Source organism: Streptomyces siamensis, assembly GCF_039543605.1.
GTDB classification, from domain to species: domain Bacteria; phylum Actinomycetota; class Actinomycetes; order Streptomycetales; family Streptomycetaceae; genus Streptomyces; species Streptomyces siamensis.
Genome location: NZ_BAABKB010000021.1, coordinates 34,938 through 61,342, shown reverse-complemented (window position 1 = coordinate 61,342; position 26,405 = coordinate 34,938). Strand labels below are relative to the sequence as shown.

The window sequence follows — 26,405 nt, the reverse complement described above, 5'->3', positions numbered from 1 at the left end:
GGTGGCCATCACTTCAGGCCGAAGGCCCGGGTGATCCGCTGCTTGACGGTGTTGCCCTGGGTGTCGCTCGCGCTGGTGCGCAGCGTCACGAACCGCGCCTTGGCGGGTGCGTTCAGCTCGGTGCACCAGCCCCGCTCGGTGTGACGCAGCGTCGCGTGCCGCCAGCTGGAGCCGTCGTCGTAGGAGATGTCCACGCTCACGGTCTTGATGGTGTCGGAGCCGGGGGCTCCGGCGAGGTGTGTGGGCGTGACGGTGATGTCGCTGCGACGGCCGCTCCTGCCGGAGGCGTCCATGCCGGTGACCGCGTAGTCGAGCTGGATCAGCGGCAGGACTTCGACGGTGTCGGCAGCGGTCTCCTGGGAGGTGAAGCCCCACTCGGTGCTGGTGGTGGTGGAGTAGTCGTTCGTCCAGTTGCCTCGCGCGTTGTCGGACACCAGGCGGTACCGCAGCTTCTCGGGAGCCAGGACGAGGGGGAACCGCGGGCTGCCGATGGTGTTGGTGTCCGAGGCCCTGATCAGGGTGTCGCCCTGGTAGATCTTGACCCGGTCCTGGACCTCCGCGTTGCCGAAGGTGGTGCCGGCGTGTCCGGGCTCCGAGTCACTCCAGCCCGGGATCGTCGCCCCCACCGTGTTGCCCGAGCGCAGCGGCATGTAGTGGCTGTTCATCCGCGGCCGCTGGATCGGCCCGAAGTACTCCAGGTGGGAGGTCGTTCCGCGCGGGTAGCGCTTGAAGGTGTCGTTGGAGATCTGGAGCTCCCGGTTGACGAAGGCCTCCTCGTGCCAGACCGTGCCGGCGGACACCCAGTCGGTGCGCTTCCCCTGGGCCGGAGTGGGCAGCGGGACGGTCATGTAGTCGTCGTGCCAGACGGCGACACGGATCTCCATGGCCCGGGCCTGGTGGTTGTTGCGGAAGGAGACCTCGACCCGGTTCAGGTCGGCGCGCCGCGGGCGGTACGAGGGGTCCGCGGGGACGCCGCTCTGGTGGTGTGCGATGTCGTAGACGTACTCGGTGGTCGGGTTCGATGTGACCCGCAGTGTCGTCCTGCCCCGCTTGATGCGGGCGATCAGGTCGTCGCCCTCGTCCGCGGTGAGAGTGGCCACCGTCAGGGGAGCGGGAATCTCCGTGACCAAGTAGGCGTCGTCCCTCCACGGAGCCAGCCGTCCGTCACCGTCGTTGACCACCAGCAGTACGGTCGCGCCGGCCTTGGCCGCGTTGTCGGCCTGCTCCTCGAGTGCCACGGAGTCGTTGCGCCGGACCACGACGGTCCTGCCCTTGGCGTCGAGACCGCGGTAGGCGTCGGTGCCGCCCTCCCCGGCGAAGACGGCGCCGTAGGTGTGCCCGCCCTTCTTGAGGGGGACGTGTGCGCGGCGGACGCGCAGGTCGTCGTAGGTGTGCTTCCCGGCGGCGATCGTCAGTGCGGGCTGTTCCAGACGTGCGGCGACGCCGAACTCGTAGGTGCCCTTGGTGACTTCCTTGCCGGGCAGGACCCAGGAACTGTCGTAGGACTGGTCCGGCACGTACTCGCTGCGGTAGGCGTGCTCCTCGTCGAAGTACCGGTAGAAGTCGAGTCGGGTCAAAGCCGGGGTGGCCGCCTGAGGAGTCCGGACAGTCACCTGTCTGGCCTTGGAGGCGTCCAGGTCCACCGTGACGTTCTTGTCGAGGACGACCTCGGGACGCGTCAGGACAGCCAGACCCTTGGAGTGCGATCCATGGACGCCCTCGACGTCGGCCACCAGCTCGACGGCGTACGTGCCTCCGGGCAGGGTCACGGTGCCCGTACCGGAGTCGTCCAGCACCAGAGGCAGCGCGAAGCGTTCGCCCGTCAGCCACACGGCGCCGCCCATGGGGCGACCGCTGCGGTCCTTGCCGTTGACCGTGATCGTGTAGCGCGCCCCCATCTTGTAGGCGCCGGTGATGGTGTGGGCGACGAGCGCACCGGACCCGTCGGTGGCGAGGATCTGCCCCGAGGTGACCGTGTCGGCCTTCACCAGGTCGAAGTCGGTGATCAGGTCGACCGTGCCGGTGCCGTTGGGCGGAAGGGTGATCTGCCGGGCGGACAGTGTGAACGCGCCGGTGGCCGCACCGGGAGCCCGGACATCCAGGTCGAGGGTGACGGGACGGTCGCCGGTGTTGGTGTACGTCACCTTCTTCTCGGTCTTCCCGCTCGTGCCGCCGGCCGGTGTCGACGCGTCGCGGTAGCCGCCGAAGACGCTGCCGGAGGCGAACACGGTGCCCTTCACGGCGGCGGCAGCGTCCAGGCGACCGCTGCCGGCCTCGTACGGGGTGTACTCGGGTGTCGTCTTGGTGGTGCTGACCAACCCGTCCTTCAGCTGCTTCCCGCTCCAGTCCGGGTGTGCCCGGGCCAGCAGCGCGGCGGCACCCGCGACGTGCGGGGTGGCCATGGAGGTCCCGCTCATCGTCTGGTAGGAGCCGGTGCCCTCCGAGGTGTACTGGGAGCGGGCCGCGAGGACGTCGACACCCGGCGCGGTCAGTTCGGGCTTCAGACCGGCATCGCCCTGGCGCGGTCCGGTGCCGGAGAAGTCGGCGAGCCGGTCGGAACCGTCCACCGCGCCGACCGAGAGCGCTGCGTCGGCGACGCTCGGCGTCGAGACGGTGTACTTGCCGCTGTTGCCGGCCGCGATCGTGAACAGCGCACCCGTCTCGGCGCTGAGCTCGTCGACCGCCTGGCTCAGCGGGTCGTGTCCGTCCGTCGGACCGGCCCCGAGGCTCATGCTGATGACCTTGGCGTGCTGCTCGCGGGCGGCCCATTCCATGCCGGCGAGCACCCAGGACTCCTGGCCGTTGCCGTTGTCGTCGAGGACCTTGCCGATGTGCAGGCGCGCGCCGGGAGCGACGCCCCGCTCCTTGCCGTCGGAGGCCGCGCCGGTGCCGGCGATGGTCGAGGCCACGTGGGTGCCGTGACCATTGCGGTCCTCGACGTCCTGGTCCGGCACGAAGCTCGTGCTCTCGCTCACCTGTCCCACCAGGTCCGGATGGCGGGTGTCGACACCCGTGTCCAGCACCGCCACGTCCACGCCCTGGCCGGTGTTGCCGCCGGCCCACGCCTCGGGCGCCCCGATCTGCGCCGTCGTGTCGGACAGGTCTGCCTTGACCTTCCCGTCCAGCCACACCTTCGCGATACCGCTGCTCAGTCGTGGTTCGGTCGCGGTCCCTCGGCCGGTGGCCGACGCGTTCCCGCCGGTGAGGGCGGACCAGAAGGCGCCCGCCTTGGCCCGCTGCTGCGACAGTGCCGCGCCCCGGATGCTGTTCAGTGCGCGGGTCCTGGTGGCGCCGGTGGGCACAGCCGCCGCACGCGCACGGACGGCCGCGTCGGTGTACGTCACGATCAGAGGCAGAGTGCTGCGCTGCGCGTCCCCGTACCCGTCCGCCAGCAGTCCGGTGACGTTGAAGAGCTCCTTGTCCAGCTGCCCGGCGGCAAGGTACGGCACCGCCGCGTTGGGATACACATAGGTGTCCTTGCCGACCTCGTGGACGGCGAATCCGGTGCGCCGGCCGTCCGGACCCTGCACGGACCGGGTGACCTTGCCGTCGGCTGCGGTGTTCACGGTCACCTTGTCACCGGTCACCAGGGTGACGGTACGTGAGGTGGGCTGACGTGTTGCCGCGTCGCCGGCCGGGGTTCGTTCGGTCGGACCGGTCCGCGGGGTGCCCGAGGCGGACACGAGAGGCGGCGCGGTCAGCATGGCCAACGCGAGGGCGGCAGCTGCGAGCCCCCGTCTGCGGGTGAGTATGGATGGCATGCAGTTCCTTGAGTCGACGGGACTGGAACGCTCTCTGCGTGACATGACGTCACAACTGCGACGGAACCGAGCACATGGCCGACGACCGGCGACGACCGATCGCCACCGACCCATGGCCGGCGATCGACCACCGGCGGTCGTCGGCCACGGCCCGCGAGGCGTGCCTGCTCCCCGCGGATGCGTCACGACGCACCGCGCGCTGCCGCCCGCCGCGGAGTCCCACCTTGAACTCCCCCGGCGCGGACGTCGGCACTTTCGCCTGTCCAACCTGCGACAAGTCACCTCTGCGTCAGACCTGTTGGACAGGGAACAGGGCCACGCGACAGCTCGGCCACAAGGAGCCGGGTCGGCGTCGCCCAGCTGCCGTCGTCGGGGCCGGCGCGGTCGTACCCCGGTGGTCCGCGCCGTCCGCGCGCTCTCGGCGACGGCTTCCCCGGGATCCTCGCAGCGCCGGGGTCCGCACGGTCCGTCCGCCTTGCGGGGCGGACACCCGGCAGCGGGCGAGTCGCCGGCCCGCGTTCCGACGCACACCCGGACCAGGGCGCGGCGAGGAGCCCCGCCCAAGATCCCGACGGGCCACGGACCGGTCGGCCCCGGCGGTCCGGCCCGTCCCCGCCGGCTCATCGATCACCGACCGGACGGGCCCCTCCCGGCATGATCGACCCGTCGAAGCCACGGGATCCGCCCCCGGTCCGGCCACTTACACTGAGCTCATGGCAAAGGCGACGACGATCGAGCCCCTCAACCCCGACGAGGAGGCATTCCTCCGGGCTCTGGGGAGGGTCATGGCGCTCCTGCCCCGCATCGTCGACGCCGACATGCTCGCCGAGCAGGACATCTCCGGCACGGAGTACATGGTGCTGGTCCATCTCTCCGAGGCCCCGGACAACCAGATGCGCATGAGCGAGCTGGCCACCGCCTGCGGGCTCTCGCTCAGCGGCATGACCAGGGTGGTGAACCGACTGGAGAGCCAGTCGCTGGTCATGCGGGTGAAGTCGCCGGAGGACGGACGGGCACTGCTCGCCGTGCTGACGAGCCCCGGATGGACACGGCTGAAGCAGGCGTGGCCCACCAACCTCGCCAGCGTGCGGCGACATGTCTTCTCCCACCTGGAGGGGTGCGACGTGGCCGCGGCCGCGAAGGTCCTGAGGCGCATCGCGCCCGATCACTGACGTATCCGCGCATAGGCCGACGCCCGACGCGGCTCAGGTCCGGCTCGGTGCCTCACACGTGGCGCACGGTCACTCCGCGGAATGCCACCGCGTGCATCAAGCGTCGATTCTTTCAACGGGCCGCCGTCCGGCTCGAGTTCACGCCTACGGCAGGCCCTCTCCCCGGCCCACCACACGTGGCCGAGTACTCTGCCGTGGCTCCGCCGCTGCCCGTGGCGCTCTGCGTCGAGGGCGTGGACCGTACCGGTCCGGTCCCTGAACCACAGTCCCGCCATCCCTCAATTCCGGCCCTCCCCGCAGCCCTTGAGCGTCCCCGGCCAGGCCCTGGGCGTGGCCTCGCGCAGGCGTCACGGGCTGCCCGTGTCGCCCTTGGGACATGTCACATCTGCGGCAGGTGATACCGGTGACATGCCCTGTGCCCCGACCCGATTCTTTCGTACGGCGCATGACCTGACGCTGTACGAAAGGTGCTCTACAGATGGCATGGATCCGCCTGCCGGCGGCGATATCGACCGTACTGGTGGTGACGATCGGAGGTGTGTCGCCCGTCTCGGCCGAACCCGGCCCGAAGGACGCGGCGGGGTTCACCGACGCGGACCGGGCGGTTTCCGCCACGGTGCGACTGCTGACCGGCGACCGCGTGACCGTGACCTCGCTGCCCGGTGGTCGCCGTACCGCATCGGTGCAGCCCGGCTCCGGGCGCGAGCACATCTCCTTCCGGACTCTCGAGGGGGACGACAAAGCACTGACGGTGCTGCCCTCCGACGCCGAGGCGCTGGTGACGGCGGGCACGCTGGACCGTCGGCTGTTCGATGTGACCGCCCTCATCGCGGAGGGCTACGACGTGGCCCATTCGCGCACGCTCCCGCTGATCGTCTCCTCCGAGCCGTCGCCGGACGCGACCAAGGGTGCCGCGCGGGCGACGCGAACGGCCGCGGCCACCGCCGACCGGCTGGTGGCGTACAAGGCGCCCAAGACCACCGCCCGTGATCTCAGCAGCATCGACGCCCGGTCGCTGCACGTCGCCGGTGCCGATCTCGGCGGATTCTGGAAGACGCTGACCACGAACGGGACCACGGACGTCTCCCGTGCCGCGGTCACACCCCGCGTCTCCCTGGACGGCAGGGTCAAGGCCGTGCTGGACCGCAGCACGGCTCAGATCAACGCCCCCACCGCATGGAAGGCGGGCTACGAGGGCCAGGGTGTCAAGGTGGCCGTGCTCGACACCGGTGTCGACGCCGACCATCCCGACCTTGCCGGGCGCATCGCGGACGTGAAGAACTTCTCCGGCAGCGCCGGCACGAACGACGTCTTCGGTCACGGCACACACGTCGCCTCGATCGTCGGCGGCACGGGCGCCGCGTCCTCGGGAACCCGGCGCGGTGTCGCGCCGCGAAGCGACCTGCTGGTCGGCAAGGTGCTGGGGGACGACGGCTACGGCAGCGAGTCGGCGGTCATCGACGGCATGGAGTGGGCGACCGCCCAGCACGCCAAGGTCGTCAACATGAGCCTGGGTTCGGACGGCGCGACCGACGGCACCGATCCCATGAGTCAGGCCGTGAACACCCTGACCGCCTCCACCGACACCCTCTTCGTCGTCGCGGCGGGCAACGCGGGCGAGTCCGGGCCGAGTACGGTCGGCTCCCCGGGCGCGGCCGACGCCGCGCTGACCGTGGGCGCCGTCGACCGCGACGACTCCCTCGCGCCGTTCTCCAGCCGCGGCCCCCGCCCCGGCGACGGAGCGGCGAAGCCCGACGTGACCGCCCCCGGTGTCGACATCGTCGCCGCCCGGGCGTCGGGGACGAGCATGGGCAAGCCGTTCGACGCGAACTACACCGCCGCGTCGGGCACGTCGATGGCGACCCCGCACGTCGCCGGTGCCGCCGCCCTGCTCGCCCAGCAACACCCGGGCTGGGGCGCCCAGCAGCTGAAGGACGCCCTGATCAGCACGTCGCGCACGGTGTCCGGCACCAAGGTGACGGAGCAGGGCGGCGGCCGCATCGACCTGGCCACGGCCATGGGTCCGGTGACCGCCACCGGTTCCCTGATCCTGCCGACGGTCGAGGCCCGTGCGGCGGGGCGGCAGCAGACGGCCACGGTGCACTACACCAACACCGGTGACCGTCCGCTGAAGGTCACGCTGGCGGTCAAGCTGGCGACCGACTTCGGGCGCGCTCTCGCCGACGGGGTGGTCAGTCCCGGCTCCGACTCGGTGGAGCTGGCGCCCGGTGCCACGACCGATGTGCCGCTGCGGATCGACGCGGCGAACGCCACGCGCGGCGTGTACTACGGCTACGTCACCGCCACGTCGTCCGACGGCACCGTGCTGGCCCACACCACGCTGTCCCTGCTGGTGCGCGGCAAGCAGCACCGGCTGACCGTGGTGTACCGGGGCCGCGACGGCCGGGTCGTTCCGGACGCGCTGCCGAACATCTGGGGTGCCACCGACTTCGGCAACGGATTCGTCGACTACACGGACAGAGCCGCGGGTGTCGCCGTCGTCGAGGAGGGCACTTACAGCGTCAACTCCGGCTTCTACGACCGGGCCGCCGACGGGATCGAAGCGGGCGAGATCGTCAACCCCGAGGTGAAGGTCACCAAGGACATGACGGTGACGCTGAACGCGGCCGACGTCACCGAGGTGAAGATCCGTACGCCTCGCCCCGCCGAGCAGCAGGGCATCCTCAGCGACATGTTGTACCGCCGGATCGACGGTCGTGGCCTGATCCAGGGCCACATGATGTTCGACGAGGTGAAGCGTCTGTACGTCAGCACCGTCGCCCCGGTCACCGACGGCACCTTCGAGTTCCACTCGCGCTGGCAGATGGTGGCTCCCCGACTGCGGGCGCAGGTCTCCCGCGGGCGACTGGGGCTCAGCCCCTACTACGAGCAGGACTCCGCCGTCTTCGACGATCGCGGCGCACACCTGACCGCCGTGGACGCCGGTACATCGGCGGAGCCCCGCTTCCGTGGCACGAGCGGCGAACTGGCCGTCGTACGTGTCCAGTCCATCGCCGACGACACCCGGGCTCTCGCGCAGGCCGCGGCGGCTGAGGGGGCCAAGGCGCTGCTGCTGGTGTGGCCGGAGCACGAACCCTCCTGGACGCGGTGGCGGCCGAACGGCGTACGGACGGCGGTGCCCGCCGTCCGCGTCTCCTTCGACGACGGTGCGGCTCTGCTGAAGCGGGTCGAGAAGGGCACCACGACGGTGGACTTCTCCGGTACGGTGCGCAGCCCCTACCTCTACGACGTGATGCAGGTCTCCAACGGCTCCATCCCCAAGAACCTGGTCCACACCGTCTCCGAGCGCAACACCGCCGAGGTCGACGCCACGTACACCCGCACCGGCGCCTCGGAGTGGGCGAGCGAGCAGCGCTTCGCCTGGCGGCCGTACCAGGAAACCGCCTGGAACCAGTACAGCCGCTACGTTCCGGTGGGCGGGGAACGCGTCGAGTACGTCAGCAGCGGGGACACTCTGTGGAGCCACACCGTGCGCCACAAGGTCGCCGACGAACCCGACGAGCCCCTGCGGGTCGGCATGCGGGACACACCCCACACCTACCGCCCCGGGCAGCGTGCGACGGAGCGGTGGTTCGCGGGGCCGGTCCGTCCGTCGATCCCGCGCGGTGCGGCCTGGCCGTCGGTACGCGAGGGCAACACGCTCTCGGTGTTCGTTCCCGAGTTCACCGACTCCGGCGCGACCCACTACGCGTACGCCGAGGATCCCCCCTTCGGTGGTCTCGGCCGACCCGACACGGCCACGGCGACCTGGTACCGCAACGGACAGCGGATCGCCGAGTCCGACTACGGCGCGTGGGGTGACGTCGAAGTGCCCGCGGGCAGCGCCGAGTACCGGCTCGACCTGGCCACCGGCCGCGACTCGGACGACTGGAGCTTCGGCCCGTCCACCCGTACGTCGTGGACGTTCCGCTCGGAGACGGCCGCCCAGAAGTCCCTGCTGCCGCTGCTCCAGGTCGACTACTCCGTACCGGTCGACGCCCGGAACGCGGTGAGCCGGGCCCGCAAGCAGCAACTCGGCCTGACCGTCCGCATGCAGGACGGCATGGCGGCACCCCGTGGGGTGACGCTGAAGGTCGAGACGTCCTACGACGACGGGCGGACCTGGGACACCGCGGCGACCACGGCCCGCAAGGGCAATGGTTTCACCGCCGTCGTGCAGCGCCCGGCCCGCGTGCACGCGGACGCGTACGTGACGCTGCGTGTGACGGCGCAGGACGCGGTCGGCCACACCGTCCGGCAGACCGTGGACCGCGCCTTCCTGCACCCCGGCGCACGGTGATCCCGGCGGCGGGTCGTCCTTCCTGAATGTGCGGTGGGTGCCGGAGTACGTGGCTACGGCACCCACCGCACACTGCGCAGCAGCCCCTATAGTTCTGCCCTCAATGATCGACGTGGTCCACACCTGTGTGCGAACCCGGCTCGGCCAGGAGGAACCCGCATGCTCGAGGCAGCCGGCCTCACGACGGTCGAGGAGACCGTCTACCGCCTCCTGATCACCACCACCACCGCCTCGTCCGACGAGATCGCCTCACAGACCGGACTGACGCCCGGCCAGGCCCAGGGCATCCTCGCGGCGCTCGCCACCAAGGGTCTCGCCAGTCCCACCGACCGGCAGCCACGTCACTTCACCGCGTCACCGCCCGATGTGGCCCTGCTGCCACGGCTGCAACGCAACGCCGACGCGCTCGACCAGGCCCGCTCCGCGGTCACCGACCTGCTGGAGACCTACCGCAGCACCCGACGCCGACAGGACGCGGGGCAGCTCATCGAAGTCATCACCGGCGCGGGCGCGCTGCGCCAGCACCTGCGCCAACTCCAGGACAACGCACGCCACGAGATGCTCTGGTTCTGCAAGGCCCAGTACGTCGCCATGCCGTCGGGGAGCAATCGCGCCGAGTTCGACGCGCTCGCGCGAGGGGTCCGCTATCGCGTTCTGTACGAGCGGGCCTTCTTCGACGACGAAAGAGCCATTGACAACGTTATCGAGGGGGTCCGCGCAGGTGAGATCGCGCGCTCCGTCCCCCACCTCCCGCTGCGACTCGCCGTCGCCGACCGGAGGATGGCCATCTGCCCCCTGGTGCCGGGCGGCCCGCAGGGCAGTCCCGGCGAACCCACGGCGGCCCTGCTGCGCGAGAGCAGCCTGCTGGACGCGCTGACGGCCCTGTTCGAGCGCTACTGGGAGGACGCGGTACCGCTGCACGTCAGCAGTTCCGGCACCGTCGACGACACCAACGACACGGCCCCTTTGTCGGAGACCGACCGCAAGTTGCTCTCCCTCCTCGTCGCGGGCATCGCCGACAAGGCCATCGCCAGCCAGATGGGTCTGAACCGCCGCACGGTCCAGCGTCACATCCAGCACATGATGACCCTCGCCGGCGCCGCGACCCGTATGCAGCTCGCCTGGCAGGCGGCGCGCCGCGGCTGGCTGTAGCCGGGAGAGTCCGCCGGACGGGCCGATCGCACTCGTCGGCGGGACACCGTCGTCACAAGTCCCCCATGGTGGCGGCCACTCCGGGCAGTACGGAGCCGGCCGGGGTCCGCATGCCGTCCAGGAACAGCTGGAGGTGCCGGTGCACGAAGCGGTCGATGCCCTGGCAGGCGATGCCGGGCAGCGGCCGGCTGAGCTGGCCGAGCGCGATCATCAGGTCGCCGAACTCGACGTCGGGGCGCAGTTGTCCGGCCTCACGGGCGCGCGACATCAGCACCGTGACGAGGTCGGTGAACCGATCGCGCGCGGCGATCAGGTCGGGTTGGGTGTGGTCGAAACCCTCGGAGAACAACAGGCAGNGGCGTCGCCGCCCTCGGCGAGCGCCCGCTCGACCCACTCCGAGGTGCGGTCCATCACCGCGCAGACGACCTCGCGGGCGAGGGCGTCGCGGTCGGGGAAGTTGCGGTACACCGTGGCGTTGCCGACACCGGCCCGGCGCGCGATCTCGTCGAACGGCACCCCGGAACCGGACTCGACGAACATCTCGCGGGCGACCGCGACGATCCGCTCCCGGTTGCGCAGGGCATCGGCGCGCGGCCGGGCCACTCGACGCTCCACAGGCGTGGTGGTGTTCATGTCGCGCTCCTCGGCATCGCTGGAAGTCGGCGCCCAGAAGTCGGTGCCTGGACGGACCGTATGCGATCCGGGACCCACTCCCTCACCTCGCCCCCGGCCGGACACTCGCCGGCCTGACGACCGACCGCCGACCGTCCGGCCGGGGCACTGCGGCTCACAGGCACCACCGGACGAGCCGTTCGTCGGCGGAATACGTGTCCTTCGCCGGATCCGGGGCCCCGGCGGGCCGCTCTTCGACCGTCTCAGGCCGGCGCGGTGCCGGAGGTGCGCCGACGGGTCATACGGGGACGCAACGCGAGCAGGACCGCGGCGACACCGGCCCAGAGGGCGAGGGTGATCACGGGCACTGCCGCGTGGGAGCCGTTGAAGTAGCTCAGGTCGGTGATGGTACGGACGGCCGCGCCGGGGGGCAGCAACGCGGAGACGGCGTGGGCCGCGGAGGGCAGCAGATCGGCGCCGACACTGGCGCCGCTCGTGGCGTTGCCCACGGTGAGCAGCAGCAGGGTGGAGACGGGCACACCGATCGGACCGAGGTAGGTGCCGAGGAGCTTGGTGGTGAAGGCGGCGGCGGCCGCCAGCAGGGTGAGCGTGGCCGTCAGCGGGAGCAGCGGAGCCGGCACGGCACCCATGACGGGTCCCGCGATGATCGCGGCGACGGTGCCGATGGCGAGGGAGGCGCCGCCCAGCAGCCAGAACCGATGCCGCAGATGAAGGACGTTCGCCAGGACAAGTGCGTTCGAGCCGAGGACGAAGCCCGCCAGGGTCACGCCGAACGCCATGTAGAAGCCGGCCAGCCCGCGGGCGTCGAACCGGGTCAGCGGGACGACGTCCTCGGTGACGACGTGCCGGCCCGCTCCATGGGCGTAGGCGCCGACGAGGCTCTTCACCGCGGAGGTGGTGGACGTCCCCGCGGCTCCGGCGATCTCCAGACGCAGACGGTCCGGGCCGTCGGCGCTGAGCGCGGCGACGACGTCATGACGCTGCACGGCGTCACGCGCCGCCGGCGCGTCGGCCATCGGGTGCACGTCGACGGAGTCGCCGAGGGCCTGACGTATCTCGTGCGAGAGGCCGGGGCCGCTGACGGCGAGAGGGACACGGTGGGGCTGGGGATCACGTTGCAGGCCGACATAGCAGCTGACGAAGGCGGCCACGACGACCAGGGCGATGAGTGCCGGCTGAAGCCAGGCTCTGACCGGCGGCCGGCCTGCGGCCCGATGGGACCGTGAGGTGGGGGCCTCGGCAGCGGCGTACGAGGTCGGCTCACTCGCGGGAGCGGATCCGGGGGACGTTTCCATGGGGATGCTTTCCTGTGAGGGCGAGGCTCGCGGGACGATCCGGATGACACCGCGACACCATTAGGAGCATATGCTCCTAATGGCTGGATCGCAAGACCGGCCGGTACATCCTCCCCCCCGGGTCGACGAACGCCGAGCCTGTCGCACTTATGAGTATCTCCTCGTATCATGGACCGGACAGCTTCGGAGGAGACCATGAGCACCGCACCAGTGAACCCCGGCGACTTGTGCAACAACCTGGCCCTGCGGAAGGCCGCCCGCTACCTCGGCGCGACCTACGACAAGGCCCTGGCCCCCGCCGGTCTTCGCGCGACGCAGTTCAGCATCCTGCAACGGCTCGCCTCGGAGGGGGAGATGACGATCACCAGCCTCGCCGAGGCGATCGCCATGGACCGCACGACCATGGCCTCCAATCTGAAGCCACTCGCCCGCGAAGGCCTCGTGACCGTCGAGACGTCGGCGGCCGACCGGCGCGCACGGATCGCCGCCATCACGCCGGCCGGCCTGGACCGCATGAAGACGGCACTGCCCCTGTGGCGAGCCGTACAGCGTCAGTTCGAGGAGAGCTTCGGCCAGGACGAGGCGGCCCGGCTGCGCGGCGCCCTCGAAGCCGTCCGCGACACCGGATTCGAGCCCTGGGCCGAGTAGCGGACGGCCACCCGGGCGGCGCCGGGACGGCACCCGCGGCCGCGCCGCCTCGTCCCGGCCGCGGCCGGCTCAGCCGAATCGCTACCCCGCGTGACCGGTCGTCTTGCTTCAGTGGCGATTCGTCCGCTCCGTATCGAAACCGCGCCTTCGACGCGTCAGCGATGCGCCGCCGACGCCCGCCCGGACCCGCACATGAGGCCTGCCGTACGGCGAGGCGGTACGGGCGACAGGCTCAGGTCGCCGGCGGCCCGGTGATAGCCTCTAAGACGATCGCCCGCTTTGAATGACCAGGAGGCTTGCCGATGGCCAGGCCGAGTCTGCGCGAGAACCTCATCGCCGCCGCCGTCGAACAGTTCCACGGCCGCGGCTATGCGGCGACGGGCGTGAAGGACATCACCGATGCGGCCGGCGCCCCCAAGGGGTCTTTCTACAATCACTTCAAGAGCAAGGAGGCCCTGGCGGTCGTCGCTCTTGAGCGGTACGGGGCGACCCGCGGGCTGGACAGCCTGCTTGACCCCGCGGTGCCACCTCTGACCAGGCTGCGGCGGCATTTCGAGTTCCTGCGTGACGAGAACATCGACGCCGATTTCAGCCGCGGTTGCCTGGTCGGGGATCTCGCGATCGAGGTGGCCGACCACAGCGAGGCCCTGCGCACGTCGACCCGCAAGAGCTTCGAAGCCTGGGCCGGAGCGCTCGCGCATGCCATCACCGACGCCCAGAGGGCGGGCGATGTGTCCAAGGCCCTCGACTCCTCCACCCTGGCCGGCTTCGTACTCGCCTCGTGGGAGGGAGCGTTGATCTCGGCCCGCACGGAACGCTCGGCCAAGCCGTTCGAGACGTTCTTCACCATCGTGTTCGGCGTGATCCTTCGCTGACGGGACCCCTCTCGCAGGACGTCCCGTCCGCCAACACCCGCAGACCGGCGTGACGTTCGGCGCAGGCGCCTGCGACCGACGCTAGAGCAGCGTCGCGACGGCGGTCCGCCGCAGGAATCCCTCGGCCCGGTCCCAGGACCAGCCGTTCTCGACCACCAGGGTGCGCCAGCCGGTGGGTCCGAACCAGAACCAGAGCAGGTCGGCCGTCTCCTCCACCGGACACGACGGCGGCGACGGCAGCGCGTGCAGATGACGGGCGACGCACCGCAGCGCGTCCCGGTAGGCGGCGGTGGCGCGCGCCCAGAGGGCTTCGCCGTTCTCGTGGACGGGAAGCGCCTTGCGGATCGCCTCGTGGACGGTGAACTGCCCCTCGTTGCCCCTGCGGGTACCGCGAGCCAGCGCTTCGAGCACCGCCTCCCCCGTCTCCAGAGAGAGCATCTGCCGCACCGACCGCTCGTAGTCGGACGCGACGACACCCTGGTCCACGATCTTGTCGAGGATGTCGCCCTTGCTGCCGACGCTGGCGAAGACGGTCTTCGAGGCGACGCCGGCCGCCGAGGCGATGTCCGCCACGGTGACCCGGCCGTACCCGCGCTCGGCGAACAGGTCGGTGGCGCACTGCAGGATCAGCGCGCGGGTCTGGGCTGCGGCCTGCTCACGCAGGGGGGAGACGTAGGCGCGCTTGGGAGACATGCCGTCATCGTATCCACGTCGATCCATCACATGGTTTCCCTATTCATTAGGCTATGTATAACCTCAATATCGTCGACCTCGGAGACCATCCGGACCGCCCGCTCGGGCGGTCGGTCCGATCTCGATGCCGCACACCAGCGCTGCACAGATGAAAGGCACAGCCGTCATGGGAATGGACGCCACAGCCCTGGCCCACGGGCTCTTCCGGATCCTCGAGTCGGGGGATCCGGACCTGGCCACCGAAGTGGTGCACGCGGACTTCCACAACCGCGAATCAGCCGTCTCGCCCACGGCTTGCGCGATCCCCGGCCCGGCCGGTGTTCTCGCTTCGGGCGCCTGGATGCGCTCCGCTTTCAGCGACCTGCGCTTCCCCGTCCTGGGCGTCGCCCACAACGACGACGAGGTCTGGGTGCGCCTGCGGATGCAGGGGCGCCACACGGGCGCGTTCGTGCTCTTCCGCGACGGGAGCCTCGACCGCGCCGTACCTCCCACCGGGCAGGAGATCGACTTCGAGCAGGTGCACGTCCTGGGCCTGCGCGACGGCAAGGTCGTCCGGCACGAAGCGGTGCGCGACGACGTCACCATGCTGGGCCAGCTCGGCGTCTTCCCGCCGGCCCCGGGCACCGCACTGTCGATACTCGCCTGGCGGGCGACCGGACGTGCGACGCGTGCGGCGGCCCAGGTCTCGGCACGGGCCGCCGAGGCGGCGGCCTCGGTGCGGTCCTGAACGGGCGCGGGCGGCAGAGCGGAAGCGTCCTGCCGCCCGCGTGCACCACCCCTCGCGCATCGGACCTGCCGGCGCCCACGAAGGCCGCCGAGTCCCGCTCGGACCGGAACTGCCGACGCGACGGAGTCCGTCGAGCCCCGCCTGGATACAGAACCGCCTACGCGCGGCACCCACCGCCCGCGCCCGGCGCCCGGCCCGCCCCTCTGCCACTCCCCCGGACCACTCCACCGGACACGCATACTGTGACGCCCCTCACGCGTCACCTGTTTGACCAGTGACGCAATCTCCGTCACCATTTGAACAGGTGACGTCGAGGTGCGCTCCCTTCCGGGAACGCCTCGACGGCACAGGACAGGTCACCGTTTCCCACTTTCAAGAGGGCATGTAATGACGCAGAGCTACACCGCCGCTGTGGACGTCACCGGAGAGGGCCGCAACGGCGGCCGGGTCAAGTCCAGCGACGGCCTCCTCGACACCACGCTGGCCTACCCCAAGGAGCTCGGCGGGTCCGGCACCGCCACCAACCCCGAGCAGCTCTTCGCCGCGGGATGGGGCGCCTGTTTCCTGGGGGCCGTCCGCAAGGCCGCGGCCGAGCGCAAGGTGAGGCTGGCCGACACGAACATCAGCACCGAGATCACCCTGAACGAAGTCGACGGCTCCTTCAGCCTCTCGGCCACCCTCAACCTCGAACTCGCCGGTGTCGACCAGGACATGGCCACGGAACTCGCCCACGCGGCTCACCAGATCTGCCCCTACTCCAAGGCCACTCGCGGCAACATCCCCGTGACCATCAACGCGACCGCCGTCTGACACCGTCGGGGAAGCGGCCCGCGAGGCCGTCCTTCCCACCCGACCGGCATGCCCCACGCCTCACCCCCGGCGTGGGGCATGCTGCCGTACAGGGCCCGCGGCTCGGTCCCGTCGGCACCGACGCCGCACGGCTCACCGCTCGATGGCGGGGTCAGAGGTCCGTCACCAGGAGCCGGTAGCCGACATCGACGCTGTCGAGCGTCAGCAGGTCGGCGTGACGGCTGTGCCAACGGCCGGTCGCCAGGTCCTCGTCGAGCCGGGCCAGACCCGGGGCGAGGACGTCTTCTCCCGCCTGGGCGAACATGGAGATTCCGGCGCGCACCTGAGGGTCGAGGTAGGCGTGGGGGCGGCGCCAGTACGCTGCGCCGAACCCGTCCGTGCAGTCGTGCGGGACGAGGACCTGCTCCCGGCGCGCGCCGCCGAGCAGAGCGACCAGCCGGTCGATCGGGACGGCGCGCACGTCGTCGAGGGCGACGGTGTGCGGGAGGTACTCGCGTACGAGCCAGAAGCGCTCACGGAAGACCGGTTGGTCCCAGGTCAGGATGACGATGCGCCGACGGGCGACCCGGCGGAGTTCAGCGATGCCGGCTTCGAGGTCGGTCCAGTGATGGACGGTCAGCACGGCCAGGACGGCATCGGCGGCGTCGTCGTGCAGCGGGAGCCGTTCGGCGACCGCGCACACGGCGGGTGCGGACCGGGGGGTGCGCTGGGCGAGCATGACGTGACTCGGCTCGATGGCGAGGACGGTCCCGGGTGGCTCGTAGGAGCCCGTGCCCGCACCCACGTTGACCACATCCGCGGCGTCCCCGAGCGCGGCGTGAATCTGTGCGGCGATCCGAGGATCGGGTTGCCGGGTCCGGCCGTACGTCGCGCCGAGCGTGTCATAGATGGCCATGTCCCTCAGTATGCGGAAGGACCGGCATTGCGGCAGCGGTCCGTGCAGGGACCGCCGTCGCCGTCGTACGGGGGCGGCTCCGGGGCCGCCGTGGACGCTGTGCCCGGTCCCCGAGTCGAGGACGGATCGCGCCGACTGCGACGCACACCCCGTACCGACGACAGGGTGGTGGACGGTCACCCACCGCGACCATCCACCACCCGGCTTGTGTGCCCCGACCCGCTAGCGGAGGTACCGGAGCGCGTTGGACCAGTTCAGGAGCTGGTCCAGCATCGTGTTGAGCCCGTCGAGGTGAATGTCGCTGGGCCGGAACACGCTGAAGTTCTCGAAGTCGGTGAACAGGGACAGCGCGACCTGGGAGCGCACGTCGGCCATCTGGAGTTCGCCCGCGACCAGGCGCAGGTGCTCCACCGCGCGCGTGCCGCCGGTCGAGCCGTAACTGACGAACCCGACCGCCTTGTTGTTCCACTCGGCATAGAGGAAGTCGATGGCGTTCTTCAGCACGCCGGACGTGGAGTGGTTGTACTCGGGGGTCACGATGACGAAGCCGTCGAAGGAACCGATCTTGTCCGCCCACTCCCTGGTGTGCGGCTGGCTGTACTGCCCCAGAGAGGGCGGCATCGCCTCGTCCAGGTGGGGCAGCTTGTAGTCGAGCAGGTCAACTATTTCGAATTCTGCGTCGGTGCGCTGAGAAGCGATCGCGTGAACCCAGTTGGCCACAGCTTCGCCATTGCGGCCCGGGCGGGTGCTGCCGATGATGATACCGATGCGCGTCATGACACAGATCCTTCATTTCGAGAGTGACAAACCCTGGCGATTGATTGACGAGTCAAGCACAACATATTTGACACAGCAAGTACATCCCGAATCGGTGAGACGTACGTCTCTGTGCGGCGGACACGAAGTCCTTGTGCGGCGACCCGCAATCTCTGTGCACCTGACACGCCATCGCGGCTCAGGGGGAGACCGAGCGGGGCCGACGGCCCGCGTCGGCGAGCCGGTCGGCGACGATGCGCGTCGACGACGGCAGCCGCAACCCTGGAGTGTGCGGTCCGGCTTCCGTCCCGCTGCCGTGCCGTCGGTCGGCGGCGCTTCCCGGCGCCTGAAGCCGCGCGCGGCGGGAAAGGTGAACCTGCTTCAGGTGGCGATGCTCTGAAGAGCGGCGCCGAGCCTCTTGAGGTCCATGCCTTTGAGGTGGTCCAGGAAATGGCGACGGACGGACGCGAGATTGGTCGGCCACGCCTCCTGCAGTCGGGCGAGGCCGAGGTCCGTGAGGGCCGCGTTCCAACCCCTGCCGTCCTCCTCGCACTTGACCCGCTGGACGAACCCCTGCTTCTCCATCCGGCTCACGATGCGAGTCATTCCGCTCAGGGACATCTCGCAGGCGACCGAGAGGTCGCTCATCCTCAGGCGCCGGTACGGAGCCTCGGAGAGATGCATCATCGTCAGGTACTCGATGAGGGAGAGCCGCCGCTCCCGGACCATGTCGGCGTCAATGGCCCGGGGCAGGCTGTACATGACGCGACCGAGCGCCCGGATGACGGTCTCTTCGTCCGGAGAGAGGGGCTCCACCGCCTCCGGGGACCGCGTGACGTCTGACATGGCGCGAAGTTTACTTGCACAGCGAAGGAAATTGAACGGGCGATGCCGTCGTTCTTTCGGAAACGGCACTCCGGGATTCCCGCACACACACCTCGCCACAGTGCCCTCTCCGCCCGCCTTCCCCGAGCCCGCGTCGCTCGTCCCGTGGCGCGGACCACGCAGGCCGGCAGGGATCCGCTCGACAGTGCCGTCGCGATTCCACCGCTCGAGCAGCCGCACACCATGGGTGACGGTGGACGGCCTTACGGAAACGCCGACGCGAACACCCGGTGCGATCGGACTACTTCTCCTCCCCCGGCCATTTGGAATGGTTCCGCATCACCCATTCGCGGCGGACGTGGCCGGTGCGCATTCCCAGCCGGGCCTCCGGGTCCTGATAGGCCTTCCTCATATGAGCGATCAGGACAAAGGTGATGCCCCACGCCAGACAGTCGTGAACGAAAATCGCGCTGGTGCGGGAGATGAACGGGAGCCATCCCGTGAACCACATCAGCAGGCCGGTCGCCATCATCACCACGACAGCGCCGGCGATCCAGCCCGCATAGATCTTCTGACCGGCATTGAATTTGCCGGCCGGACGCGCAGTCGGCGACTTGAGCCGCCTCCGGGCCGCGCGCAGCCACTGCCGGTCGTAGGGCGCGAACCGGTTGAGGCGGCGCAGGTCGGCGCGGAAGGCGGGTGAGAACAGGCCGAGGAGCGAGGGAAGCGGCAGTAGGATGCCCGACCATTCGTGGACGGTGATCATGAGGTAGCGCCGCCCGACCAACTGGGCGACGGGTCCCAGATACAGGCACGCCGCAGTCACCAGGCACACCAGCATCAGCCATCCCGTGGCACGGTGCACGAGCCGCTCCGCACCGGTGAACCGCTGGACCTTGCCGGCCGGTTCAGGACGCCGCGGCGCCGCGGCGGTCGGCTCCGTCGAGCCAGCCGTCGACCGCATATCCACGCTCCTCCCAGTATCCGGGCACAACTTCGTCGGTGACCGAGACCCCGGACAGCCACTTGGCCGACTTGTAGAAATACATGGGGGCCACATAGAGGCGGACGGGGCCCCCGTGCTCATGGGTCACGGGCTTGTCCTGCATGTCCAGGGCGACCAGGACGTCGTCGCGTTGCGCCTGCTCCAGGGTGAGACTCTCGGTGTACGCACCGTCGAAGCACGTAAAGCGAACGGCCTTGCCCTCGGGGTGGACCCCGGCGGCTTCCAGGAGGTCCCAGAGCCGCACTCCGGAGAAGGGCGTGCTGTCCACACGCCAGCCGTCGGTGCACAGCACGTCGTGGACGATCCGCTTCTGCGGGAGCGCGCGAAGGTCCGGGAGCGTGTAGGTCTTCGGCCGGTCGACCAGCCCGTCGATCCGCAACTCGTAGTTGGTCGCGTCCTTGCGCGGCACGGAACCGACGACGCTGTAGTACCGGAATCCGCCGGGATTCGGCAGCAGGCCCGAGAGCCCGGTCGAGTCGACCTGGGAAGCAGCGCTCAGGACTCGCTCCCAGCCGCTCTGCAGATAGGGAGCGGCGGCGAGTCCCGCGCCGCCCGCGGCCATCATGCCCAGCATCGCCCGCCGCCCGACGGGGGTGCCCCCGGTCGAGGCGTTCGACCGCTTTGCCATGTTCACCAGTCCTTCGGCGTTGTGGGGGTCTCGGCGGACCACCGCGCGACGCCCTGGACGTCGACGCGGCGGCGGGCATGCGGTGTCGGCACCTGCACGGCCTACGTCCCCGAGTCGTCACCTGTTGAACAGGTGGCTCTGATGGTGACAAAGAGCTTGTCACCTGTCAAACAGGTGACGCAGGATTCGAGCGAGTGCGGGCGCACGCCCCGAGCGGGCCGGATCGGTTCAAGACGACCGATCATCTTATTCAGCGTAACCGAGCCCTGGCGTTCAGGGCGGGGTGCCGAGTCGGCTCTCCCCCGCGGGAGCGCCCGCGGACCCGCGCGCCGAAGGCCCACGCGCGTCCGCGCGTGACTAGGACGCCACCTTGAGAGGGGACACGTCCGCCAGGGGCGGCATCACCACAGTCCCGGGCTCGACCAGGCCGCTCTCGTAGGCGAAGGCGATCAGCTGGCCCCTGTCGCGCGCACCGACTTTGCTCAGCATGCGACTGATGTGCGTCTTGACCGTGAGCGGGCTGAGCCGGAGGGCGTCGGCGAGAGCCGCGCTGTCGTATCCCCCTGCCAGCAGCTGGAGCACCTCCTGTTCTCGGGGTGTGAACGTGGTCTCGACGACGGGGCGTACGTCGCTGTTCCTCGACGGGCAGGCCGACAGGGCGCTGTCCAGGGTGACCGTGAAACCGCCGGCCAGGACCGTCTCCACCGCATCGACCAGTTGCTGCGCGGTGACGTGGGCGCCGAGGAGGCCCGTCGCACCCGCCCGCAGGGCCGCGTCGACGTCCTGGCCGTCCCCCGCGCCGAACACGACGACGCGCGCTCTGGCGGCGACGAAGTGAACGAGTCGGGCGAACTCGTCGTAGCGGCTCCGGATCGAGCGGTCGAGGACGACGACGTCAGGTTCGTGATCATCCAGGAGAGGAAGGAGTTCGTCGGCATCGCCCGCCTCGCCGAGGACCTCACTGCCGGAGAGCCGCCCGACGACAGTGGCGAGCGCCGCACGCACGAGCCTCGGCCCGCCGGCGAGCAGGACCGTGCTCATGGGCACCTCCTCATGGTGATCCTCCTCCGTTCCGAGACATGTAATTTCCTCTTCAACTACATGCTCGCGAGAGAAGTAGACACGAATATGCTTGACACGTCAAGTATCTGATCGGTGTCGCATCCCGTCGTCGTCCACGTCGCCAGGCTCGACGTACGAGCCTGGCGACGTGGACGTGGAGGAGCGCGCCCCTACCGGGGCCGCACGCACACGAGGGCGTCGGGCCCGGCCGGGCCCTCGTGCGCATGAGTCAGCCGGCCCTGCCGGAGTATCCGCAGGGCCGAACTCGTGCCCGCCGGGCCGCTTTCGCGCGGTCAGCCCTCCGTGCGGGCGGGCAGTCGCCAACCCGGACGCGGGAAGTGGCAGGTGTAACCGTCCGGGTACCGCTCCAGGTAGTCCTGGTGCTCGGGCTCGGCCTCCCAGAAGGGGCCGACCGGCTCGACCTCGGTGACGACCTTGCCGGGCCACAGCCCGGAGGCGTCCACGTCCGCGATGGTGTCCTCGGCGATCCGCTTCTGCTCGTCGTCCACGTAGTAGATCGCCGAACGGTAGCTCAGACCGATGTCGTTGCCCTGGCGGTTCTTGGTGCTCGGGTCGTGGATCTGGAAGAAGAGCTCCAGGATCTGACGGTAGTCGGTCTTCTCGGGGTCGAAGAGGATCTCAATGGCCTCCGCGTGCGTGCCGTGGTTGCGGTACGTCGCGTTGGGCACGTCACCCCCGGTGTATCCGACCCGGGTCGCCGTGACGCCCGGGTGCCGGCGGATCAGGTCCTGCATCCCCCAGAAACAGCCTCCCGCCAGCACGGCCCTCTGCGTCTGCGCTGCCATTTTCGGCCCCTCCAATATCTGTCGTACCGGTCACCGGGGCCGCTCGACTCGTACACCGCCGACGGCCCCTGGCCTCTCGGCTTCATCAGCGCATTCGGGCCCTCAGCAATTCCTTGCCCGGCCGCGAGACCGCGGACACCCACCCGTGTTCCGCCCGCCGACGCGTGATGTGACGCACGGCGACCGTGCGAGGTCCGTCCGTGACCGAGGTTCGCGATCCCGCACCGCCCGGCCGGCGCGCGGCATCGCGGCCACCTCGGAGAGCGGGCGCCCCGCGGTGAGCGCGCGCCCCGCGGTCAGCGGCGAAGGGGCTCTGGGTGCCGCTGATGTGCTGGAGCAGTATCGTGAAGAAGTCTTTCCACCGCGACATCTCCGCCGCCCGAGTGCGGGAGCGGATACACGACGACTGTGAGTCCCGTCCGTTCGGAGCCGGTCGGTTTCGCGCGCCTTCCCCGCGTCACAGGTCAGGACATGCACGGGCGCGAGGGCACAGACTTCCCGGCCTCGAAGCGCCTCCGGACCGGGACCGGCGTTCCCGTGCAGTGGTCGTCCCGTGAGTCGACCCCGCTCCCTCCGTTGCACGACAGGAGAGGAATCCATGTCCGTGACCTTCGCTTCGACGGACGAACTGGCCGAGGCCCTCAGGCGAGCGGAACAGGCCCATGGGCGCTTCGAGCAGACGCTCGGGCACCGGGACGAGGACTGGCCGAGTTGGTACGCGCGCTTCATGGAGGGAGAGCAGACCTCGGAAGGCGGTGCGGCCTCCGACCGCTCCGGCGGGTGAACGCCGGGCACAGGGCCGCCGCACACCAGCGATGGGAGACTCACGTATGACCGCCAGTGTGGACCCGGACCGTTCCACGTGGGACGTCGTCGTTCTCGGTGGTGCCGCAGCCGGCGAGAACGCGGCACAGTACGCAAGCCAGTTCTCCGGCCTGTCGTCGGTCCTCGTGGAGAACAGCCTGGTCGGGGGCGAGTGCTCCTATTGGGCCTGCATGCCCAGCAAGGCGCTGCTGCGGCCGGTCGAAGTGGTGGACGCGGCCGCACATCTGCCAGGAGTGTCGGCCGGACTGGAGGCCGCCGAAGTACTCGCCCTGCGGGACCGTGTGGTCAACCATCGCGACGACACCTCGCAGATCTCCTGGGCTCTGAGCACCGGTATCGATGTCGTGCGCGGGTACGGACGGCTGAGCGGTGAGCGGACCCTCGTCGTGACTCACCCCGACGGTTCGACCCGGACCGTGACGGCCGAGCACGCCGTGGTCGTCGACACCGGGTCCCGTCCGTCCGTTCCGGACGTGCCGGGATTGCGTGCGGCCCTTCCGTGGACGTCGCGCGACGTGACCTCGATGGAGGAGGTACCACGTCGCGTGCTCATCCTGGGCGGAGGCGTGGTCGCCTGCGAGGCGGCCACCTGGCTGCGCGGACTGGGGGTCGACGAGGTGTCGCTCGTGTACCGCGACAGACACCTGCTGGCCCGTCAGGAACCCTTCGCGGGAACACTGGTCGCCCAGACGTTGCAGGACAGCGGTGTGCGGCTGTACCCGGAGCGCAACCTGGCCCAGGTCAAGCGCGCCGACCCCCGTGACACGGGGCACGGGCACGTCCACGGCGGAGAAGTCAGCGTGACGCTGGACGACGGGGCGACCGTGGTCGCCGACGAGATCGTCGTGGCGACCGGCCGCGTCCCGAACACCGACGACATCGGCCTGGAGACCGTCGGCCTGCGTCCCGGCGGATACATCGGTGTCGACGACCAGCAGTGTGTCGAGGGTGTGAGCGGGAACTGGCTGTACGCCATCGGCGACGTGTGCGGCCGTGCGCTGCTGACGCACATGGGCAAGTACCAGGCCCGTATCGCGGGTGAGGCCATCGCCGCGCGAGCACGTGGGTCCTCCGCGGAACTGCCCTCGTCCGCCGCCGGTCACGTCGGGCTGCCGCAGGTCGTCTTCACCGATCCGGAGGTGGGCAGCGCCGGAATGACCGAACAGCAGGCGCGCGCCGCCGGCAAGGACGTGGAGATCGTGGAGTACGACCTTGCCGCCCTCGCCGGAACCTACGTCCTGCGCCCGGACTACCGGGGCCGCGCCAAACTGGTCGTCGACCGCGCGGACGACGTGGTGTTGGGGGCCACGTTCGTCGGAACGGGCATCGCCGAACTGGTGCACTCGGCGACCACGGCGATCGTGGGCCGGATTCCGCTCTCCACGCTGTGGCATGTCGTCCCGAGCTATCCGACGGTCAGCGAGATCTGGCTCCGGCTTCTGGAGACCCTCCGCGCGCAGCGGCACCAGGACGACGACCGGGCGTGAACTCGGCGCACACCGACGGGAATCGCACCGCGTGCCGCGTCTGTCGCGGTGGGCCGGGACGTGCAAAGGTGGCTGCCCATGAGTCCCATGGTCGGCCGCGAGGCGATGGAGTCGGTGTACGGATCCGGGGAGTTGGTGACTCTGGACGAGGCGACCCTCACGCCCGTCGGTCATGAGACCACCCGTGCGTTCCTGCGAGATGTCGGCCTGCCCTCGTGGATGGGCTGGTTCCAGATGGACCGCCTTCTGGAGGAAGGGGACGTGCGGGTCGGCGGTGAGGCATGGCGGAACGTCGCGCGCCGCTGTCCCAGTTGCCCGTTGGACATGTCCTCCTGGCTCTCCCTGGGCGGAATCGCCCTCGACGACGTCGCCGTCGACACCGTCACGGGAATCGTCTACTGCATCCCGGAGGACGGGGCCCCGCACCGGCTCAACAGCGGCGTCGACGAACTGGCCTTCTTCCTCCTGGCGTTGGAACGGGAGCGTCCTCAGTACGACCCCGAGTCCGACACCGTCGAGGTCGATCCGGAGGGAGCCGCCGAGCGACTGCTCCGTCTGATGAGGGACGCCGAACCAGGCGTGATGGAGAATCCCGACTGCTGCTGGTTCTCGGTCCTCGGACATGTCCGCGACCTGCTGCGGGTCTGACCGTCCGCCGCAGGCACGAGCGGACCCGCCTCGACACGCGGCTGGGGCGATCAGCGGCCGGTACTGCCCGGCGGCCGGCGGCGCAGCCACTCGGAGAGCGTCCGCCGCCGCGGCCGGGCCACGATGTCGCCGCCGCGGGAGCGTCCGGTCAGTCGCACCCGTAGGCCGACGGGAGTGTCGGGGCCGGACGCCGACCGGATCTTGATGTCGCCGCTGCCGCGTTCCAGGCCGTCGGTGTCGACCTCGATCCCCGGCCTGGTCACCAGCGTCAGGTTTCCTCCGATGCGCAGGTCGACATCGACGTCCAGGGTTCTGTGGGTGATCACGGCATGGGTGAAGTCGAGCTTCGCGTCGCAGAACATGAGGCGGACCTCCATACGGCGCGGAACCAGCCAGCGGCCGGTGCGGGTGACGTCGCCGAAACGCTGGTCGATCCGGACCAGTTCTCCGGCCTGCGGCGGCATGCCTTCCGAGGGCAGGTCGGCGGTCAGCCGGGCCAGGTCGCCGGTGGTGCGGGCCGCCAACGCGGCGTCCAGGCGCTCGTCCAGTTCGGTGGCGGTGATCCGCCCGTCGCCCGCGGCGACCTGAAGGATCTCCACGACCTGGTCACGCTCCCGGTCGGATGCGCGCAGTTCGGGGGTCGTGTCATGCCCCGCGGAGTCGTCGCCCGGTCCGAGTGCACCCGTCATGTCCGCATTCTGGTGGACGGACCGGAGTCCCGCAACGGTGGTGATCTCCACCGGACGACGTGTCGGACAACGGCCGTTGGGCCCGGCCGTCGCGCGTCGGCCGGGCCCGGGGTGTCACGCTCAGCAGCGCTTGGACGTCGAGGCCTGCCCGGCCACCGGGTCACCAGGGGCACGCAGGGTGCCGATCGCCGCGGTGCACTCGCTCACCGTGGCGGCGGGGTAGGACCAGAACTCCTGCTGGTTGGTGGCGTTCCACCAGTCCTGGCCGACGACCTGGTCGCGCGAGTAGCTGTAGACGCCGGTGCTGACGTCGTAGTCCTTGATCTTGTCGCGGAAGCTCTGCCACACCCACACGTAGCCGTAGTTGCGCTTGCACGTGGGCGAGTAGAACTGCTTGACGGAGGCGACGTGCGCTCCCGCGCGGTTGATGTAGGCGGTGGCACCGATCTGGTACGCGTCGGAACACACGCCGGCGGCCTGTGCCTTGACGCTGAGCGGGTTGCCCGCCTCGGACGGGGCGGCGGAACGGGCGGTCAGGCTCTGCTTGCCGGGCGACGGGGCCGGGCCCGTACCGGCGACGGCCGAGGCCGCGGGGATCAGAGCGGCGGCCGACGCCGCCGCCACGACCAGGATTCTGCGAGCGCGCATGAGAAAGCTCCCCCTTGCTCTGGGTGTATGACTCCACGGGTGCCGATGGGGCACGCCGGACAGC

At 70.1% G+C, this 26,405-nt stretch carries 22 protein-coding genes and 1 pseudogene; 10 read left to right on the top strand and 13 right to left on the bottom strand.

Going from position 1 to position 26,405, the window contains the following annotated elements:
* Positions 1-8: 8 nt before the first annotated feature.
* Positions 9-3,761 carry a S8 family serine peptidase gene (locus tag ABEB03_RS24720; protein WP_345653464.1) on the bottom strand — a complete coding sequence of 1,251 codons (3,753 nt, stop codon included), beginning with the start codon at positions 3,759-3,761 and terminating at the stop codon, positions 9-11.
* Positions 3,762-4,474: 713 nt separating this feature from the next.
* On the opposite strand from ABEB03_RS24720, the gene ABEB03_RS24715 reads away from it, so the two are divergent.
* The 3 genes from ABEB03_RS24715 to ABEB03_RS24705 all read left to right on the top strand — a co-directional run bounded on the left by ABEB03_RS24715 (position 4,475) and on the right by ABEB03_RS24705 (position 10,385).
* Positions 4,475-4,933: a MarR family winged helix-turn-helix transcriptional regulator gene (locus ABEB03_RS24715; RefSeq protein ID WP_345653461.1), complete on the top strand. Its 459-nt coding sequence runs from the start codon at positions 4,475-4,477 to the stop codon at positions 4,931-4,933.
* Positions 4,934-5,411: 478 nt separating this feature from the next.
* On the top strand, positions 5,412-9,233 hold the full coding sequence (locus ABEB03_RS24710; RefSeq protein WP_345653458.1) for a S8 family serine peptidase: 3,822 nt from the start codon (positions 5,412-5,414) through the stop codon (positions 9,231-9,233).
* Between the two features lie 159 nt (positions 9,234-9,392).
* Complete coding sequence (locus tag ABEB03_RS24705) at positions 9,393-10,385, top strand: helix-turn-helix domain-containing protein (protein WP_345653455.1); 993 nt, start codon at positions 9,393-9,395, stop codon at positions 10,383-10,385.
* Positions 10,386-10,437: 52 nt separating this feature from the next.
* On the opposite strand, the pseudogene ABEB03_RS24700 reads toward ABEB03_RS24705, so the two are convergent.
* Positions 10,438-11,018 (bottom strand): annotated as a pseudogene (locus ABEB03_RS24700) (TetR/AcrR family transcriptional regulator).
* Between the two features lie 242 nt (positions 11,019-11,260).
* Positions 11,261-12,313 (bottom strand): hypothetical protein, encoded by a 1,053-nt coding sequence (locus ABEB03_RS24695; RefSeq protein WP_345653452.1) that lies wholly within the window; start codon positions 12,311-12,313, stop codon positions 11,261-11,263.
* Positions 12,314-12,508: 195 nt separating this feature from the next.
* Here ABEB03_RS24695 and ABEB03_RS24690 point away from each other — a divergent pair, with 195 nt between their 5' ends.
* Both ABEB03_RS24690 and ABEB03_RS24685 read left to right on the top strand, forming a co-directional pair.
* Positions 12,509-12,961 carry a MarR family winged helix-turn-helix transcriptional regulator gene (locus ABEB03_RS24690; protein WP_345653449.1) on the top strand — a complete coding sequence of 151 codons (453 nt, stop codon included), beginning with the start codon at positions 12,509-12,511 and terminating at the stop codon, positions 12,959-12,961.
* 302 nt (positions 12,962-13,263) lie between these two features.
* Positions 13,264-13,836 (top strand): TetR/AcrR family transcriptional regulator, encoded by a 573-nt coding sequence (locus ABEB03_RS24685; RefSeq protein ID WP_345654742.1) that lies wholly within the window; start codon positions 13,264-13,266, stop codon positions 13,834-13,836.
* Between the two features lie 81 nt (positions 13,837-13,917).
* Here the strand turns inward: ABEB03_RS24685 and ABEB03_RS24680 are convergent, their stop codons facing one another.
* Positions 13,918-14,529, bottom strand: a complete 612-nt coding sequence (locus ABEB03_RS24680; protein ID WP_345653446.1) for a TetR/AcrR family transcriptional regulator — start codon at positions 14,527-14,529, stop codon at positions 13,918-13,920.
* A 148-nt stretch (positions 14,530-14,677) separates the two neighbouring features.
* Between ABEB03_RS24680 and ABEB03_RS24675 the strand changes: the two genes are divergently transcribed.
* The gene (locus ABEB03_RS24675; protein WP_345653443.1) at positions 14,678-15,256 is read left to right on the top strand and encodes an ester cyclase; all 579 of its coding nucleotides are present in this window, start codon (positions 14,678-14,680) and stop codon (positions 15,254-15,256) included.
* A 387-nt stretch (positions 15,257-15,643) separates the two neighbouring features.
* Positions 15,644-16,066 (top strand): organic hydroperoxide resistance protein, encoded by a 423-nt coding sequence (locus tag ABEB03_RS24670; protein WP_345653440.1) that lies wholly within the window; start codon positions 15,644-15,646, stop codon positions 16,064-16,066.
* Between the two features lie 151 nt (positions 16,067-16,217).
* Here the strand turns inward: ABEB03_RS24670 and ABEB03_RS24665 are convergent, their stop codons facing one another.
* From ABEB03_RS24665 to msrA, 7 genes are all read right to left on the bottom strand, one after another.
* On the bottom strand, positions 16,218-16,961 hold the full coding sequence (locus ABEB03_RS24665) for a class I SAM-dependent methyltransferase (protein WP_345653437.1): 744 nt from the start codon (positions 16,959-16,961) through the stop codon (positions 16,218-16,220).
* A 222-nt stretch (positions 16,962-17,183) separates the two neighbouring features.
* Complete coding sequence (locus ABEB03_RS24660; RefSeq protein ID WP_345653434.1) at positions 17,184-17,738, bottom strand: NADPH-dependent FMN reductase; 555 nt, start codon at positions 17,736-17,738, stop codon at positions 17,184-17,186.
* A 360-nt stretch (positions 17,739-18,098) separates the two neighbouring features.
* Positions 18,099-18,563 (bottom strand): MarR family winged helix-turn-helix transcriptional regulator, encoded by a 465-nt coding sequence (locus ABEB03_RS24655; RefSeq protein ID WP_345653431.1) that lies wholly within the window; start codon positions 18,561-18,563, stop codon positions 18,099-18,101.
* Between the two features lie 280 nt (positions 18,564-18,843).
* Complete coding sequence (locus ABEB03_RS24650) at positions 18,844-19,506, bottom strand: cytochrome b/b6 domain-containing protein (RefSeq protein WP_345653428.1); 663 nt, start codon at positions 19,504-19,506, stop codon at positions 18,844-18,846.
* Positions 19,451-20,176 carry a molybdopterin-dependent oxidoreductase gene (locus ABEB03_RS24645; protein ID WP_345653425.1) on the bottom strand — a complete coding sequence of 242 codons (726 nt, stop codon included), beginning with the start codon at positions 20,174-20,176 and terminating at the stop codon, positions 19,451-19,453. The genes ABEB03_RS24650 and ABEB03_RS24645 overlap by 56 nt, the downstream gene beginning before the upstream one ends.
* Positions 20,177-20,533: 357 nt before the next feature.
* Complete coding sequence (locus tag ABEB03_RS24640) at positions 20,534-21,217, bottom strand: response regulator transcription factor (RefSeq protein ID WP_345653422.1); 684 nt, start codon at positions 21,215-21,217, stop codon at positions 20,534-20,536.
* Positions 21,218-21,531: 314 nt separating this feature from the next.
* Positions 21,532-22,044, bottom strand: a complete 513-nt coding sequence (gene msrA, locus ABEB03_RS24635; protein WP_345653419.1) for a peptide-methionine (S)-S-oxide reductase MsrA — start codon at positions 22,042-22,044, stop codon at positions 21,532-21,534.
* 598 nt (positions 22,045-22,642) lie between these two features.
* On the opposite strand from msrA, the gene ABEB03_RS24630 reads away from it, so the two are divergent.
* The 3 genes from ABEB03_RS24630 (at position 22,643) to ABEB03_RS24620 (ending at position 25,004) form a co-directional block, all read left to right on the top strand.
* Positions 22,643-22,828, top strand: coding sequence for a hypothetical protein (locus ABEB03_RS24630; RefSeq protein ID WP_345653416.1), 186 nt, complete (start codon positions 22,643-22,645; stop codon positions 22,826-22,828).
* Between the two features lie 46 nt (positions 22,829-22,874).
* Positions 22,875-24,356 carry a dihydrolipoyl dehydrogenase family protein gene (locus tag ABEB03_RS24625; RefSeq protein ID WP_345653413.1) on the top strand — a complete coding sequence of 494 codons (1,482 nt, stop codon included), beginning with the start codon at positions 22,875-22,877 and terminating at the stop codon, positions 24,354-24,356.
* A 78-nt stretch (positions 24,357-24,434) separates the two neighbouring features.
* A complete protein-coding gene (locus ABEB03_RS24620; RefSeq protein WP_345653410.1) occupies positions 24,435-25,004 on the top strand; it encodes an SUKH-4 family immunity protein in 570 nt (189 codons plus the stop codon).
* Between the two features lie 50 nt (positions 25,005-25,054).
* Here ABEB03_RS24620 and ABEB03_RS24615 read toward each other — a convergent pair whose 3' ends face one another.
* Both ABEB03_RS24615 and ABEB03_RS24610 read right to left on the bottom strand, forming a co-directional pair.
* Entirely contained in the window at positions 25,055-25,693 is a 639-nt protein-coding gene (locus tag ABEB03_RS24615; protein WP_345653407.1) for a DUF1707 SHOCT-like domain-containing protein, read from the bottom strand.
* Between the two features lie 120 nt (positions 25,694-25,813).
* Entirely contained in the window at positions 25,814-26,341 is a 528-nt protein-coding gene (locus ABEB03_RS24610) for a hypothetical protein (RefSeq protein WP_345653404.1), read from the bottom strand.
* Between the last annotated feature and the right edge of the window lie 64 nt (positions 26,342-26,405).

Bases quoted from the DNA above. Each gene is read 5' to 3' on its own strand.
- ABEB03_RS24665 (WP_345653437.1), bottom strand. From the start codon at position 16,961: ATGGCCATCTATGACACGCTCGGCGCGACGTACGGCCGGACCCGGCAA.
- ABEB03_RS24620 (WP_345653410.1), top strand. From the start codon at position 24,435: ATGAGTCCCATGGTCGGCCGCGAGGCGATGGAGTCGGTGTACGGATCC.
- ABEB03_RS24690 (WP_345653449.1), top strand. From the start codon at position 12,509: ATGAGCACCGCACCAGTGAACCCCGGCGACTTGTGCAACAACCTGGCC.
- ABEB03_RS24650 (WP_345653428.1), bottom strand. From the start codon at position 19,506: ATGCGGTCGACGGCTGGCTCGACGGAGCCGACCGCCGCGGCGCCGCGG.
- ABEB03_RS24685 (WP_345654742.1), top strand. From the start codon at position 13,264: ATGGCCAGGCCGAGTCTGCGCGAGAACCTCATCGCCGCCGCCGTCGAA.
- ABEB03_RS24675 (WP_345653443.1), top strand. From the start codon at position 14,678: ATGAAAGGCACAGCCGTCATGGGAATGGACGCCACAGCCCTGGCCCAC.
- ABEB03_RS24705 (WP_345653455.1), top strand. From the start codon at position 9,393: ATGCTCGAGGCAGCCGGCCTCACGACGGTCGAGGAGACCGTCTACCGC.
- ABEB03_RS24655 (WP_345653431.1), bottom strand. From the start codon at position 18,563: ATGTCAGACGTCACGCGGTCCCCGGAGGCGGTGGAGCCCCTCTCTCCG.
- ABEB03_RS24645 (WP_345653425.1), bottom strand. From the start codon at position 20,176: ATGGCAAAGCGGTCGAACGCCTCGACCGGGGGCACCCCCGTCGGGCGG.
- ABEB03_RS24710 (WP_345653458.1), top strand. From the start codon at position 5,412: ATGGCATGGATCCGCCTGCCGGCGGCGATATCGACCGTACTGGTGGTG.
- ABEB03_RS24640 (WP_345653422.1), bottom strand. From the start codon at position 21,217: ATGAGCACGGTCCTGCTCGCCGGCGGGCCGAGGCTCGTGCGTGCGGCG.
- ABEB03_RS24615 (WP_345653407.1), bottom strand. From the start codon at position 25,693: ATGACGGGTGCACTCGGACCGGGCGACGACTCCGCGGGGCATGACACG.
- ABEB03_RS24660 (WP_345653434.1), bottom strand. From the start codon at position 17,738: ATGACGCGCATCGGTATCATCATCGGCAGCACCCGCCCGGGCCGCAAT.
- ABEB03_RS24695 (WP_345653452.1), bottom strand. From the start codon at position 12,313: ATGGAAACGTCCCCCGGATCCGCTCCCGCGAGTGAGCCGACCTCGTAC.
- ABEB03_RS24625 (WP_345653413.1), top strand. From the start codon at position 22,875: ATGACCGCCAGTGTGGACCCGGACCGTTCCACGTGGGACGTCGTCGTT.
- ABEB03_RS24715 (WP_345653461.1), top strand. From the start codon at position 4,475: ATGGCAAAGGCGACGACGATCGAGCCCCTCAACCCCGACGAGGAGGCA.
- ABEB03_RS24610 (WP_345653404.1), bottom strand. From the start codon at position 26,341: ATGCGCGCTCGCAGAATCCTGGTCGTGGCGGCGGCGTCGGCCGCCGCT.
- ABEB03_RS24680 (WP_345653446.1), bottom strand. From the start codon at position 14,529: ATGTCTCCCAAGCGCGCCTACGTCTCCCCCCTGCGTGAGCAGGCCGCA.
- ABEB03_RS24670 (WP_345653440.1), top strand. From the start codon at position 15,644: ATGACGCAGAGCTACACCGCCGCTGTGGACGTCACCGGAGAGGGCCGC.
- msrA (WP_345653419.1), bottom strand. From the start codon at position 22,044: ATGGCAGCGCAGACGCAGAGGGCCGTGCTGGCGGGAGGCTGTTTCTGG.
- ABEB03_RS24630 (WP_345653416.1), top strand. From the start codon at position 22,643: ATGTCCGTGACCTTCGCTTCGACGGACGAACTGGCCGAGGCCCTCAGG.
- ABEB03_RS24720 (WP_345653464.1), bottom strand. From the start codon at position 3,761: ATGCCATCCATACTCACCCGCAGACGGGGGCTCGCAGCTGCCGCCCTC.